The organism is Cupriavidus sp. 01T418 (genome assembly GCF_056398885.1).
Map to the genome: position 1 here is coordinate 144,478 of NZ_JBFTQG010000001.1, position 13,536 is coordinate 158,013.

Genomic DNA, 13,536 nt, shown 5'->3' on the forward strand with positions numbered 1-13,536 from the left:
CATGAGCCACAAATCCCGCAGCCTCTTGCAGTCGATCTTCAGTCACCCGCTGAGCAACAATATTCATTGGCGTGAAGTGGAGTCCCTGCTGCAACAACTCGGAGCGACCGTGGAACCGATCCAGGGTGCCCGCTTCAGGGTCGTGCTCAACCAGTACGAGTTCTACCTGCACCATCCGCATCATGGCAATGTGTGCGCCAAACAGGAAATCAAGCACCTGCGCGATTGCCTCGTTGCCGCCGGCATCAGCTCGCCGGACGACGCCGACAAGCCGTAGTGACCGCCGCCCGCGACGCCAGGACACGCCGCCCCTGGCATCGGTCCTGCCGGCACCCCGCTGCGCATCGGCATCCGCCAATCGATACACCTCACCGCCCTAGCCAAGTCTGCCAAGTCAGCGAAACGGATCTCCATGACCAATCTTTCCACGTTCTTCGTCACCAACAAATGGCCCGCCCTGCGTCCCGACCGGATCCAGCTTTATTCGCTGCCCACGCCGAATGGCGTCAAGGTCTCGATCATGCTGGAGGAGACCGGCCTGCCCTACGAGCCGCACCTGGTGCGCTTCGACGCCAATGACCAGAACACGCCGGAATTCCTGTCGATCAGCCCGAACAACAAGATTCCCGCCATCCTCGATCCCAATGGCCCGGGCGAAAAGCCGCTGGCTTTGTTCGAATCGGGCGCGATCCTGCTTTACCTGGCCGACAAGAGCGGCCAGCTCCTTGCGCAGGACCCCGCCGGCCGCTACGAGACCATCCAGTGGCTCATGTTCCAGATGGGCGGCATCGGGCCGATGTTCGGGCAGGTTGGCTTCTTCAGCAAATTCGCCGGCAAGGAGTACGAGGACAAGCGCCCGCGCGACCGCTATGTCGCGGAAGCCAAGCGCCTGCTTGCGGTGCTGGAAGGCCGCCTTGCGGGCCGCGCCTGGATCATGGGCGATACCTACACCATTGCCGATATCGCCACCTTCCCCTGGGTGCGCAACCTGATTGGCTTCTACGAAGCCGGCGAACTCGTCGGCATCCAGGATTTTCCCAACGTGACGCGCGTGCTCGATGCCTTCCTGGCGCGTCCCGCGGTGGCACGCGGCCTGGACATCCCCAAGCGCGGCTGAGCCCGCAGGACCTGGAGAGGGTGCCGGGCAAACGCTGCGCGGGCGATGCGTTGGGCTGCCTGCTTCATGCCTGAACGCGGGAGAATGGCGTGGAGTCGAGCACTTGCGGGACAAACGTGCGGCGCACCTTATGTGCTCAAGGCGTGTCATGCGTGCGCCCTGCCCCAAAGTGCGCTAGGCTGAAAAAAACATTCCCACGCAGGAGATCCCCATGCCAAGTCATCCAGTCCTGGAACGGGTCACCGCCCGCATCGTGGCGCGCAGTGCCGCCACCCGCCAGTCCTACATGGACCGCACCCGCGCCATGGCGGGACAGAAGGTGGAACGCGCCCAACTCTCGTGTACCAACCTGGCGCACGCCGTTGCCGCCATGCCGGAGCAGGCCAAGATCCGCCTGAAGGCACAGGAGCGCCCCAACCTCGCCATCGTTTCGTCCTACAACGACATGCTCTCGGCCCACCAGCCACTGGCGGAATATCCGCAATGGCTCAAGGAAGCCGCGCTGGAAGCGGGCGGCACCGCGCAGTTTGCCGGCGGCACGCCGGCCATGTGCGATGGCGTGACGCAAGGCCAGGACGGCATGGATCTCTCGCTGTTCTCGCGCGACGTGATTGCGCTGTCCACGGCGGTGGCGCTGTCGCACCAGATGTTCGATGGCGCGCTGTACCTTGGCGTGTGCGACAAGATCGTGCCAGGGCTGGTGATGGGCGCGCTGTCCTTCGGCCACCTGCCGGCCATCTTCGTACCCGGCGGGCCCATGACCACCGGCATCGGCAACGAGGAGAAAGCCCGCGTGCGCCAGCGCTATGCCGAGGGCAAGATCAGCCGCGCGGAATTGCTGGAGGCGGAGAGCCAGTCGTACCACGGCCCCGGCACCTGCACCTTCTACGGCACCGCCAACTCCAACCAGATGCTGATGGAGATCATGGGCCTGCACCTGCCCGGCACCGCCTTCGTCAATCCCAACACACCGCTGCGCGAGGCGCTTACGCGCGAATCGGCGCGGCAGGCGCTTCGGCTGGTGCACGGCGGCGAGCGCTATACGCCAGTGGCCGACGTGCTCGACGAGCGCGCCTTCGTCAATGGCATCGTCGGCCTGCTGGCTACCGGCGGCTCCACCAACCATACGCTGCACCTGGTGGCGATGGCACGCACGGCGGGCATTGTGCTGGGCTGGGACGATTTCGCTGAACTGTCGGAAGTGGTGCCGCTGCTGGCCCGTGTGTACCCCAATGGCAGCGCGGACGTGAACCAGTTCCAGGCGGCCGGTGGCCTGCCCGTGGTAATTCGCGGCCTGCTGCAGCTAGGGCTGCTGCATGACGACGTCACCACCGTAGTGGGCAAAGGGCTGGCGGACTACACCCGCGAGCCGGTGCTGCGCGATGGCAAGCTCACCTGGATCGACGGACCCGAAGTGCCGCTGGACGACAGCATCGTGCGGCCCGCCGGCCAGCCGTTCGCGCCCGAGGGCGGCATCAAGCTGCTCGACGGCAATATCGGCCGCGCCGTGCTCAAGATCTCGGCGGTCAAGCCGGAGCACCATGTCGTGGAGGCGCCCGCGATGGTCTTCCGCACGCAGGACGCGCTGATCGAGGCCTTCAAGCGCGGCGAACTGGAGCGCGACTTTATCGCGGTACTGCCGTGGCAAGGACCGGCCGCCTGCGGCATGCCCGAACTGCACAAGCTCACGCCCACGCTGACCGTGCTGCAGGATCGGGGCTTCCATGTGGCGCTGGTAACGGATGGACGCATGTCCGGCGCTTCGGGCAAAGTGCCCGCCGCCATCCACGTCTGCCCCGAAGCCTTGAGCGGCGGCGGCATCGCCCGCGTGCGCGACGGCGATCCGATGCGCGTGGATGCGAACGCGGGCGTGCTGACGGTGCTGGTGCCGCAAGCGGAGTGGGCCGCGCGCGACGTGACGCCGCCCGATCTCAGCGCCAACCGGCACGGCGTGGGACGCGACCTGTTCGCTAATTTCCGGCGCCATGTCAGCACCGCCGAGGCAGGAGCGTGCTCGCTGTTCGCGGAGGAAGGCTGAAGCGCGCGGCCTGGAGACTGTGGCTGACGCCAGCGCCAAGGCCGGTGCCGCCATCGTGTACTGGCTGTGGCGACACGTCATCGCGCCATACAGCGTGGTGCGTTTGGATAGCGCGTCGTCCAGCCCGCCGGTGACGTAGTCGCAAGGACCCGCCGGGTTGTGGCGTCAGCGCAAACGGGGAGCGGGATCCGGCGTCTCGGGCGCTTGCGGTTGCCCATCGTCGGGCATGTGCAACTCGTGCACCGGCACCGCGATCGGGCAGCCGGCGGCCTCCAGCGCCAGCTTGATGCGGTGGTAGAAAGCATAGCGCACGCTCCAGTAATCCCCGGCGGCAACCCAGCAGCGCACGTTGAGCGTAACGCCCTGCGCGGCGTAGTTGACCACCATGACTTCGCCGGCCGGGTCCGCCAGCAAGCGCCCCTCCGCCGCCAGCATGGCGCGCAGCGCATCGAGCGCGGCCTGGATGTCGGCGCCGAACGTGACGGTGACCTCGATTTCAAGGCGGCGGGTGGGGTTCTCGCTGTAGTTGGTGATGGCGCTGCCCCAGATCTTGCCGTTGGGCACGCGCAGGCAAATGCCGTCGGCGGTGGTCAGTTCGGTCATGAACAGCCCGGTTTCGCGCACCGTGCCGGCCACGCCCTGGGCATCGATGTACTGGCCCACGCGAAACGGCCGCAGCAGCACCAGCATGATGCCCGCGGCGATATTCTGCAGCGTGCCCTGCAACGCCAGGCCGATGGCAAGGCCGGCGGCGCCGAGCATGGCGATGATGCTGGCGGTCTGCACGCCGAACTGCGACAGCACCAGCACCACGGTAATCACGCGCACGACCCACTGCACGAGGCTGGCCAGCATCGGGCGCAGGGTGGCATCCACGCGCGGGCGGTCGAATGCGCGCATCACGGCGGCGCGGGCACGGCCCGAGATCCACCAGCCCAGTATCAGGATCAGGACTGCGGCGATGCAGTTCAGGCCTTGCTGCACCACCACTTGCAGCAGGTAGTTCCAGGCCGCTTCCAGTTTTCTGGGCTCGATGAAGTTGAAATCCATATATTCGGCTCCGGCGATCGGATTGGAAAGACGGGTCATGCGCGGCTCGCGATGCAGCGTCGTCGCGCCGGCGATGCACCCAGGCCCGCTCTGAACCCTGAATATAGACGGTGAGCAACCCGGCAAGTTGCACAAGCACGGACAAACAAGTGCGCTAATAGCCATGTTAGGAACCAGCACCAAAAGTAAAAGCAACGCCACGCGCACATCGTGCGCCGGCACTGACCGCCGCGCCCGCGTCGGAATGGAAGAAATTGGTACGGAAGAGGTTGGTACGCTCGGGAACGGGGTCAGGCTGTGAACGGGAGCGACAGATCCAGCGACTGCCGCCCACGCCCGGCGAACAGCGCAAGCATGGCCGAGCCAATCGCCGTGGGTGCGCAGGTCCGGCGTACCCGTTTCTGCGGGCAGTCCTGTGATCAGGCTGGCGTCGACGCCGCCGGATAAACGCTGTGCATCCCGGCACCAGACCGGCGAAGGTTGGCACGCAGAATCGGGTACGCTTTTGGTGCGCGGGCAGCGCAAGGGCTGCCCGCCGGCGCTCAGGCTGTCGCGGGGTGATCGTGCAAGCGGTCGCGCGAAGCCAGCGCGGGGAACAGGCGCATCCAGACCGCCACCACCACCAGCGTGCCGACGCCGCCCAGCAGCACCGCGCCCACCGGGCCTAGCAACGCGGCCGTGACGCCCGACTCGAACTCGCCAAGCTGGTTGGACGCGCCGATGAACACGGAGTTGACGGCGCCCACGCGCCCGCGCATATCGTCAGGCGTGTCCAGCTGGACCAGGGTGGTGCGCACCACCACGCTGATCATGTCGGAGGCGCCCAGCGTGACCAGCGCCGCCATCGACAGCGGCAGCCAGTGCGAGATGCCGAACACCATGGTGGCCGCGCCGAACACGGCCACCGCGCCGAACATGACGCGTCCCACGCGGCGGTTCATCGGATGGTGCGCCAGCCACAGTGCGGTCGCCAGCGCGCCGATGGCGGGCGACGAGCGCAGCAGGCCAAGGCCCCAGGGCCCGGTGTGGAGGATGTCGCGCGCATAGATGGGCAACAGCGCGGTGGCGCCCCCCAGCAGCACGGCGAACAGATCCAGAGAGATCGCGCCAAGCAGCACCGGGCGGCTGCGGATATAGGCAACCCCGGCGAACAGCGTGGCGATGCTGACCGGCGTGGTCAGCCGCTGCACGGCCTGGCGCAGCTTGAGCGCGCTCACCAGGCAGGCGGCCACGGCGAACAGCGCGGCGCTGATGGCGTAAGCCACGCCCGGGCCGGCCACATAGGCAAACCCGCCCAGCGCGGGGCCGATGATGATGGCCGTCTGTGTGGCGGAGCTGGACAAGGCCACCGCGCGCGGAAACTGGCGCGGCGTGACCACGCTGGGTAGCAGCGCCTGCAGGGTCGGCGTCTCGAATGCGCGGGTGGCGCCGATCATGGCCACGAAGACGAAGATGTGATCGCGCGCGATCCAGCCCTTCCAGCTTGCCACCGCCATCGACACCGCGAGCAGCGTTTCCAGCGTCTGGCAGGTCCGCACGATCAGGCGCCGGTCGAAACGGTCGGCCACATGGCCGGACACCAGCAGCAGCAGCACCGAGGGCAGAAACTGCACCAGGCCCACCATGCCGAGCATGAAGGGATTCCGTGTGAGGTCGTACATCTGCCAGCCCACCGCCACCGTAAAGATCTGGTAACCGATGGTGGTGCACAGGCGCGCAAACCAGAACAGGCGAAACGAAGGGTCGCGAAAGACGGAGCCCGGCTCGGTGGCCGGAACGGTGGCAGGGGTGGGCATGAATGGCGGTGATGACGGGACGGGCGGCGGGAAACCTGGAAAAGCGTCTGAAACTGCTCGCCTGGCGGCCAAAACCCGGCAGCGTTGCTGCCGGGACATTGCCCAGGCCAGTTCCCGCAAGTGTCGGATTCTATCCCACCCTCAAACCCACCGGCTCCGCTATCGGTGCCGCGCTGCTTTGCCTGACCTTGTCTGCGCACGCCGCAAGCTGCTGGTGCTTTCAGCGCCGAAAGCCGCTTGCCGGCAGACGGCCGACCGGCCTCACGCCGCGCGGCGCTGCCCTTCGGGCCGGGCGCTGGTCCTGCACTTCCTGCTGCGCGTGGGCTGAGCTGCACCGCCCCGGCGGCGCAGCGCAAAACGCAGGCTTAGACGATCTCGCGTGTTTCCATGAACTGCAGCTTGGGAAAGCGCTCCTGCGTCAGGCGCAGGTTGACCATGCTGGGCGCCAGGTAGACGTGATCGCCCGCGCCGTCGAGCGCGACGTTGTGGCCGGCCTTCTCGATCAGCTTCTCGATCTCCGCGGGATCCCCCTTGAGCCAGCGCGCGGTAGCGCAATCGTGCGATTCGAAGATCGCGTCGACGCCGTACTCATGCTCCAGGCGATGCGCAACCACGTCGAACTGCAGGATGCCCACGGCACCCAGCACCAGGTCATTGGAAGCGATCGGGCGGAACATCTGCGTGGCACCCTCTTCGGCCAGCTGTTGCAGGCCCTTTTGCAATTGCTTGACCTTCAGCGGGTTGTTCAGGCGCGCGCGGCGGAAGAACTCTGGCGCGAACGACGGAATGCCGGTGAACTTGAGCAATTCGCCTTCGCTGAACACATCGCCCAGGCGAATGGTGCCATGGTTGGGCACGCCGATGATGTCGCCGGCGTACGCCTCTTCGGTCGTATTGCGGTCCTGCGACATGAAGGTGATCGCGTTATTGATTGCCATGGTCTTGCCGGTGGACACGTGCAGCAGCTTCATGCCGCGCTCGAAGCGGCCCGAGCAGACCCGCACGAAGGCGATGCGGTCGCGGTGGCGCGGGTCCATATTGGCCTGGATCTTGAACACGAAACCGGTGAACCTGGGCTCCTGCGGCTCCACCACGCGCGATTCGGCATTGCGCGCCTGCGGCGGCGGCGCCAGCACGCACAGTGCGTCGAGCAGCGATTGCACGCCAAAGTTGTTGACGGCCGAACCGAAGTACACCGGCGTCTGCTTGCCGCCGAGGAAGGCGTCCTTGTCGAAGGCATGGGAAGCACCGCGCACCAGTTCGATCTCAATGCGCAGTTCTTCCGCCTGGCTGCCCAGCACGCGGTCCAGCTCCGGATTGTCGAGGCCCTGGACGATGGCCGAGGTGCCCTTGTCTCCGTGCGGATCGAACAGCTGTACGCGGTCGTCGATCAGGTGGTACACGCCGCGGAACGACTTGCCCATGCCGATCGGCCACGTCATCGGCGCGCACTGCATCTTCAGCACGTCCTCGATCTCGTCGAGCAGTTCGATGGGCGAGCGGCCTTCTCGGTCCAGCTTGTTGATAAAGGTGATGATGGGCGTGTCGCGCAGGCGGCAGACGTTAAGCAGCTTGATGGTTTGCGCTTCCACGCCGTTGACCGAGTCGATCACCATCACCGCGGAGTCCACCGCGGTGAGCGTGCGGTAGGTGTCTTCGGAGAAGTCCTCGTGGCCCGGCGTGTCAAGCAGGTTGATGATGTTCTCCTGGTAGGGGAACTGCATCACCGAAGAGGTCACCGAAATGCCGCGCTGCTTTTCCAGCTCCATCCAGTCGGAGGTGGCGTGGCGGTCGGCCTTGCGCGCGCGGACTTCGCCCGCGACCTGGATGGCGCCACCGAACCACAGCAGTTTTTCAGTCAGGGTCGTCTTACCCGCGTCAGGGTGCGAAATGATGGCAAAGGTGCGACGACGCGCAATTTCGGATACGAGCGAGCTCACGGCAGTGGATTCGGCAGACAGAAGATGAAATAAGGGCCCGGGGCGCAGCGGACCGGCGCCAGGGGCCGGCGCGACCATCAGCTTGCGGTCGGGGGCCGGGCACTGCGGGCATGCACGAAGGGAATCGGGCCGTATTTTACCGGTTCGCGGGACCAGCGGCGCGCGGATCGGGCGGCGCGCCGCCGCTTTGCCCTCTCAGGCTGCCAAACTGGAGCGCGTACTGCCGCGTCAGCTCGGCCCCGAAAAAGAAAATTTGTGCCGAATAATACACCCACAACATTAGCGCCACCACCGAGCCGGCCGCGCCGTAAGAGGTAGCCACCGCGCTATTGCCCAGGTAGAGGCCGATCAGCCGCTTGCCCACCGCAAACAGCACTGCGGTAATGACCGCCCCCATGATCACATCGCGCCAGGCGATGCGCGCGTTGGGCAGCATCTTGAAGATCACGGCGAACAACAGGGTCACGACGCCAAAGGAAAATGCCGTGGAGATCGCCTCCGCGACCGGCGCAAACCACGATTGCGTCCATAGCTGCCCCCAGAAGCGGTCGATCACGGCCAGCGCGGCATTGACGATCAGCGACACCAGCAGCATGAAGCCCAGCACCAGCACCAGGCTGAACGACAGCAACCGCGCGCGCAGCAATTGCTGCCAGCCGGCGCTGTGCGGCACGGATGCTTCCCAGATCTCGTCCAGGCTGCCCTTGAGCTCGGCAAAGGCGCTGGTGGCGCCGACGAACAGGATGCCGGTGGCAATCGCGGCCGCCACCCTGCTGCCGCCGGCACGATGCGTGGCGGCCAGGATTTCCTGGACAGCGGCCGCGCCCTGGGATCCGACCAGGTCTTCGATCTGTGCGAATATCTCGCCACGCGCCGCTTCCGCGCCGAAGAAGATGCCAGCGATGGAGATCACCAGCACCAGGATCGGCGCCAGCGAGAAAAGCATATAGAAGGACAGCGCCGCGCCCTTGCTGGCGGCACGGTGCGCAAGCCACGACAGTATCGCGGCCACCACCACGCTGACCGTGCGCCCGGCCGTATGGCGATCGGGCAGCCATTGGGCACAGCGGCGCGGACGTTGACCGGGAGGCTTGCGGTCCAGGGACCGGTCAGGGGAATCTGCCGGATTCACGCGTGAATCCCGTCATTGTGAGACTCCAATGCAGTCATCTCCCGTCTTGCTGTGCGCGCCAAGGTTCATGATACAGCCCGGCGCGCGCTTTGCCCAAGCCGCCACCATGCCGTTCGCGGCAGGCATCAGGGCCGTTTCCGGACCATTTCCGGACCGCTTCGGACCGCTTTCGGCCCGATCCCGGCACAAGCGGCTAGACTGAAAGACGGACAAGGGGCGCCACCGGACCGTTGAGCGCAATCACCACCGTGCAAGCACCGCCCTCCAGCGCGCAACCTTCTGACAGTCGTAAGGAGGCACCATGAACAGGAAGACCATCCGCCGTCTTGGCACCGCCGTCTTTTTGACCGTCGGCTTGCTCGCCGCCACCGGCTGCGAACGCAGCCAGCCAGGTCCCAAGCCGATCTCCAGCGGACTCGAGGACAGCGCCGACGCCAGGCCACCGGCGCGCGCCGTCGCGCCTGTCCTGCCAGGCACGACAGCCTGAGCACGTCTACAGCTTCGCAACCGCATATGGCCGGCTGGCGCTGCCGCCGATTCCATGCTGCTGCAAGGTCAGGGCGTACCCGTTTCTGCGTAGCGACCAGCGCGCCTTCCAGGCGGCGTCGCGCACCGCAAACGGGCGCTGCGGAGCACAAAGCGGCCGGCATCGAGCGCAAGCGGGCAATCCAGCCGCCCGCGGCCCTGTAACAGCGATGCAACCAGCGCCAGCCTGCCCGTCCGGGCGCAGATGGCGTGCCATCGCGCCTGCTGCATCATGGCAGTGCGGGGAATCGGCAGTAGCTTACTGCCGGACCGGCGGCCAACAGCATGTTTCAGTGCTGTAACCAAAATGCTCCCCCCTTGCGGGGAACTTCCGCGCGTGCCTGCATGACACCCGCAAACCCTTGCCAGCACTGGCTTCCAGGGTATTGGCACGCTTGTCGCTCTCTTTCTGGCAGGGAGAAATATAAAAATGACGCGACGAGTCCTACAACGCGGGAGTGAGTTCTGCCATGCGTCAGCCGCCAGCACGAATGACGGCACGAAGGCGCTCGCATCGACTGGCGCGGCCTGCGCCCTCGGTCTTGCAGCTTTTGTCGCCGCCGTTGCTTCCTTCCCCGCGATTGCAGATCCAGGCGACATCGTCGTTCTGCGAAGCGTCGAACCGCGCATTGCCTATCGCGGCATTCCGCAGGGGGACATGCCGATAGCAGCGGCTGTCGAGCCGTTTCCGTCCGTGCGTTTCCAGCAATCCACCGCCGCCGTGGCGAGCGACCTGACCGACAGCGATCTCGCTGCCGCGGTGGGGCGCAGCACCGGCGGCACCGCCGTGCCCGGCGCCAGCCAGTCTGCCACCGGGCGGCTGGCCGTGGTGTCCAGTCAGATCGAAGGCCTGGCCAACGGCATTGGCGCCGCAGGCGTCTCGGGCGGCATCTCCGGCCAGGTCGCGCAAGCTACCGGCAACATGAGCGGCGCCTTGCTGCGCGGACTGGCGCCGCTCGCCGTGGGAGGCCGGCCATGACCCGCACCCACGCCGGCCTTCTGGCCAGCCTGATGCTAGCCTGCCTGGCATCCCACGCCCAAGACAGAGGCACCGACAGCACCCGCATCGATACCGGCGCGCTCGCCGGCGTTGCCGGGCGCGCCGCCGTGAACGTGGCGGCGGGCAGCGGCAATGCGCAAAGCAACCAGGCCGCCATCGCGGACGGCAACGCCGCAGTGCAGTTGCGGCAGCAAGCGGGCGCGACCGTTCCCGCGGGCGGCGCCGTGAGCCAGATCGGCGGCGGCGTGTTCGCCAATGGCAACGGGCTGCTGAGCGCCAACGTGGCCAGCGGCAACGGCAACCTGCAAAGCAACTCGGCAGTGCTGGCGCCCGTGGCCAGCGTAAGGATCGAAGCCATCTCCGACGGCTTGCTCGCCGCGGAATCGGCCGGAGGGAGTCGCCCGGGTTCAGCGGGCCAAGCATCGGGACCCCGCGAGGCAGTCATCCAGCCGGATGCCTACCGCAACGCGACGGGCCTGGTGCAGCTGAACCAGACGGCAGGATCGGGGAATATCTCGTCCAATGTTTTTGTGCTCCGTCCCCCGGCGGGCACTTTTTTCTAAGCAGGGAAGGAGAAAATCATGAGAACGAAAATCCTCGCCATCGCAGCGATGGTTGCACTCTCCTCCAGCGCGTTCGCGGGAGGCTTCAGCTATTTCGATCGGCCGGACGATGCCGACATCTTTAGCCAGACCGCCATCAGCAACGACATCTATGTCCGTGGTTTCGGCTTTGCGTGGGGAGACATCCACTTCAAGTCCGAGTCGGGCGCGGTGGTCAACAGCCAGCAAAGCGCGCGCGACAATAATGTGCGCATCGGCCCGTCCAGCAATAGCGCAACCGGCGGCGGCAACGCGCTGTTCAATGCGCAGGGCAATATCGGCGTGAATATCTCCGCGGGGGCGGGGAACGGCCAATCCAACCAGGCCGCACTGGCCAGCATCGACGCGTCGGACGTGTTCGCCTCGGCGCAGGTGTTCTCCAGCCAGAAGACCGGGGATAACGGCGTACACATGGCCGGCGCCACTAACAGCGCCAGCATGGGCGACAACATGCTGGCCGGCGCCAAGGGCAACGTCGGCGTGAACATCGCAGCCGGCGCCGGCAACCTGCAGAGCAATGCGCTGGCGGCTTCGGTCAATACGGGCGGCGGCCGCGGCGGCGGGCAGCCGGTCGGTGTGCTGGCCAAGGCCACGGCTTCGAACGACCAGACTACCTACGGCAACGACTTGTCGATGTGCGGCTGCCGGCCGAGCAACGCCGCCACGCTCAATGGCAGCGCCCTGGTCAACGCAGTGGGGAACATCGGCGTCAATATTGCTGCCGGTGCCGGCAACGCACAGAGCAACGGGCTCGCGATTTCCGCCGCGACCCACTGAGCAGCACAAACGCGGCGAGAGCGCCGGGTACCCGGGGGATACCGGCTCAATCCACCCAAGGGGGGGCAATGTCATGCGCGCGCTATTCCGCGTGACCGGGGCATGCATGCTGCTTGCAGCGGCATTCGGTGCTTACGGTCAAAGCACGATGACGATCGACATCGACGGACAGCCGATGCTCAGGAAGCCCGTCAAGAGCATGCTCGAGATGCGCTACCAGAACATGATGCGCCAGCAGCTTGATTTCAGTTGCGGCGCCGCCGCGGTCGGCACGCTGCTGCGCTATGGCTACGGCTTTGACCTGGCCGAGCCCAGGATCGTCGAGGACATGCTGCGCATCTCCGACGCCGACACCGTGGTCAAGAACGGCTTCTCCATGCTCGACATGCGCAACTACGTCGAGACGCTGGGCCTGCGCGGACGGGGCTTTCGCGTGGACTACAGCGCCCTGCGCCAACTCAAGATCCCGGTCATCACCTTGCTCGACGTCAACGGCTACCTGCATTTCGTGGTGGTGCGCAAGGCGATCGACGGTCGCGTGTTCGTTGCCGATCCGGCCCTGGGCAACCGCATCATCAAGGAGGAGGACTTCGCCGCCAACTGGAATGGGCTGGTGTTCGCCATCGTCGGCCGGCCGTTCGACCCGAACTCGCCGCTGCTCAATATCGCCGCGCCCGCCTTGCGCGACCGGACCAACGCCGCGCTGGCCGGGGGCATGGTGCCGGCGGCGCTGGACTTTGGCCTGATCCGGATGGATTACTTCTGACATGGCCCGCGCGCTTCGCCTCCTCTGCCTGAGTTGCTCGGCCGGCGTGGCGCTGACCGCACCGGGCTTCGCCCGCGCCTCCGCAATCGACGACTTGAACGAAGTGGTTGCCTCGCCGGTCATGGCAGAGCTTGTCGCTGACGACGAACTGGCAGGCGTGCGCGGCAAATACCTGGGTGCGAGCCTGGTCAGCGGCTTCGTGGTGGAGATGGTCTCGCGCTGGCAGAACGACACGGCGATCGCCACGGCGAGCGCGCGCGTGGCAGCCGCCAACCTGGCCGCCGGCAGGGCGGTTGCCCACGCCAGCGCCAACCTGTCGGCGCGGGTGCAGAGGCTGGCGCCGGGCACCGTGCGGGGCAATGGCGGGGTCGCCAGCTCCGCGGTGCAGGTGGCCGGCGTAGGCCAGGTCACGCAGATCGCTGGAGACGGCAACTCGGCCAGCAACGTCAGTACCATCACGACCCAGACCGCGCCCATCCAGGCGACGGTGGCAAGCAGCACCCCGGCACCGCAAATGGCCCAAGGCAACGGCATCACCGCCAGCGCAACGCTCGCGCCGGGCGGTGGCGTTTCCGTGGCCATCCAGTCGGCGGCAGGCAGCGCCTTGCAGAACGCGCAGGCAGGCAGCCTGATGCAGACCGCGCGCATCACAGGCGACGCGCAGCAAGTGTTCAACCTCACCAACATCACGCTGCAGGTGCAGCAACTGAGTACCCGGCAACTAACGCAATCCAGCATGCGGGACGCACTGGCGGCGATAGCAGCGATGCGACGATAATCCACCATGCAAGGG

General features: G+C 66.4%; 13 protein-coding genes. 9 read left to right on the forward strand and 4 right to left on the reverse strand.

Annotated features, from left to right (window positions below; all coding sequences use genetic code 11):
• Position 1 precedes the first annotated feature (1 nt).
• From AC1DQ3_RS00670 to edd, 3 genes are all read left to right on the forward strand, one after another.
• Positions 2–277 carry a type II toxin-antitoxin system HicA family toxin gene (locus AC1DQ3_RS00670; protein ID WP_477118243.1) on the forward strand — a complete coding sequence of 92 codons (276 nt, stop codon included), beginning with the start codon at positions 2–4 and terminating at the stop codon, positions 275–277.
• Positions 278–412: 135 nt separating this feature from the next.
• Positions 413–1,117 (forward strand): glutathione binding-like protein, encoded by a 705-nt coding sequence (locus tag AC1DQ3_RS00675; protein WP_477118244.1) that lies wholly within the window; start codon positions 413–415, stop codon positions 1,115–1,117.
• Between the two features lie 211 nt (positions 1,118–1,328).
• Complete coding sequence (edd, locus tag AC1DQ3_RS00680) at positions 1,329–3,155, forward strand: phosphogluconate dehydratase (protein WP_477118245.1); 1,827 nt, start codon at positions 1,329–1,331, stop codon at positions 3,153–3,155.
• 165 nt (positions 3,156–3,320) lie between these two features.
• Here edd and AC1DQ3_RS00685 read toward each other — a convergent pair whose 3' ends face one another.
• The 4 genes from AC1DQ3_RS00685 to AC1DQ3_RS00700 form a co-directional block, all read right to left on the reverse strand.
• On the reverse strand, positions 3,321–4,205 hold the full coding sequence (locus AC1DQ3_RS00685) for a mechanosensitive ion channel family protein (protein WP_477118490.1): 885 nt from the start codon (positions 4,203–4,205) through the stop codon (positions 3,321–3,323).
• Between the two features lie 542 nt (positions 4,206–4,747).
• Complete coding sequence (locus AC1DQ3_RS00690) at positions 4,748–6,001, reverse strand: MFS transporter (protein WP_477118246.1); 1,254 nt, start codon at positions 5,999–6,001, stop codon at positions 4,748–4,750.
• A 365-nt stretch (positions 6,002–6,366) separates the two neighbouring features.
• The gene (locus AC1DQ3_RS00695) at positions 6,367–7,941 is read right to left on the reverse strand and encodes a peptide chain release factor 3 (RefSeq protein ID WP_477118247.1); all 1,575 of its coding nucleotides are present in this window, start codon (positions 7,939–7,941) and stop codon (positions 6,367–6,369) included.
• Positions 7,942–8,077: 136 nt separating this feature from the next.
• A complete protein-coding gene (locus tag AC1DQ3_RS00700; RefSeq protein ID WP_477118491.1) occupies positions 8,078–9,043 on the reverse strand; it encodes a YihY/virulence factor BrkB family protein in 966 nt (321 codons plus the stop codon).
• Between the two features lie 331 nt (positions 9,044–9,374).
• On the opposite strand from AC1DQ3_RS00700, the gene AC1DQ3_RS00705 reads away from it, so the two are divergent.
• From AC1DQ3_RS00705 to AC1DQ3_RS00730, 6 genes are all read left to right on the forward strand, one after another.
• Positions 9,375–9,560, forward strand: a complete 186-nt coding sequence (locus tag AC1DQ3_RS00705) for a hypothetical protein (protein ID WP_477118248.1) — start codon at positions 9,375–9,377, stop codon at positions 9,558–9,560.
• 696 nt (positions 9,561–10,256) lie between these two features.
• Entirely contained in the window at positions 10,257–10,577 is a 321-nt protein-coding gene (locus AC1DQ3_RS00710; protein ID WP_477118249.1) for a hypothetical protein, read from the forward strand.
• On the forward strand, positions 10,574–11,161 hold the full coding sequence (locus AC1DQ3_RS00715; RefSeq protein WP_477118250.1) for a hypothetical protein: 588 nt from the start codon (positions 10,574–10,576) through the stop codon (positions 11,159–11,161). The genes AC1DQ3_RS00710 and AC1DQ3_RS00715 overlap by 4 nt, the downstream gene beginning before the upstream one ends.
• Positions 11,162–11,179: 18 nt before the next feature.
• A complete protein-coding gene (locus AC1DQ3_RS00720) occupies positions 11,180–11,977 on the forward strand; it encodes a hypothetical protein (protein WP_477118251.1) in 798 nt (265 codons plus the stop codon).
• A gap of 73 nt (positions 11,978–12,050) precedes the next feature.
• Positions 12,051–12,743, forward strand: coding sequence for a C39 family peptidase (locus AC1DQ3_RS00725; protein WP_477118252.1), 693 nt, complete (start codon positions 12,051–12,053; stop codon positions 12,741–12,743).
• A gap of 1 nt (position 12,744) precedes the next feature.
• Positions 12,745–13,521, forward strand: coding sequence for a hypothetical protein (locus tag AC1DQ3_RS00730; protein WP_477118253.1), 777 nt, complete (start codon positions 12,745–12,747; stop codon positions 13,519–13,521).
• The last annotated feature ends 15 nt before the right edge of the window (positions 13,522–13,536 follow it).

Bases quoted from the DNA above. Each gene is read 5' to 3' on its own strand.
- AC1DQ3_RS00730 (WP_477118253.1), top strand. From the start codon at position 12,745: ATGGCCCGCGCGCTTCGCCTCCTCTGCCTGAGTTGCTCGGCCGGCGTG.
- AC1DQ3_RS00720 (WP_477118251.1), top strand. From the start codon at position 11,180: ATGAGAACGAAAATCCTCGCCATCGCAGCGATGGTTGCACTCTCCTCC.
- AC1DQ3_RS00710 (WP_477118249.1), top strand. From the start codon at position 10,257: ATGCCGATAGCAGCGGCTGTCGAGCCGTTTCCGTCCGTGCGTTTCCAG.
- AC1DQ3_RS00705 (WP_477118248.1), top strand. From the start codon at position 9,375: ATGAACAGGAAGACCATCCGCCGTCTTGGCACCGCCGTCTTTTTGACC.
- AC1DQ3_RS00685 (WP_477118490.1), bottom strand. From the start codon at position 4,205: ATGGATTTCAACTTCATCGAGCCCAGAAAACTGGAAGCGGCCTGGAAC.
- AC1DQ3_RS00715 (WP_477118250.1), top strand. From the start codon at position 10,574: ATGACCCGCACCCACGCCGGCCTTCTGGCCAGCCTGATGCTAGCCTGC.
- AC1DQ3_RS00670 (WP_477118243.1), top strand. From the start codon at position 2: ATGAGCCACAAATCCCGCAGCCTCTTGCAGTCGATCTTCAGTCACCCG.
- AC1DQ3_RS00690 (WP_477118246.1), bottom strand. From the start codon at position 6,001: ATGCCCACCCCTGCCACCGTTCCGGCCACCGAGCCGGGCTCCGTCTTT.
- edd (WP_477118245.1), top strand. From the start codon at position 1,329: ATGCCAAGTCATCCAGTCCTGGAACGGGTCACCGCCCGCATCGTGGCG.
- AC1DQ3_RS00675 (WP_477118244.1), top strand. From the start codon at position 413: ATGACCAATCTTTCCACGTTCTTCGTCACCAACAAATGGCCCGCCCTG.
- AC1DQ3_RS00725 (WP_477118252.1), top strand. From the start codon at position 12,051: ATGCGCGCGCTATTCCGCGTGACCGGGGCATGCATGCTGCTTGCAGCG.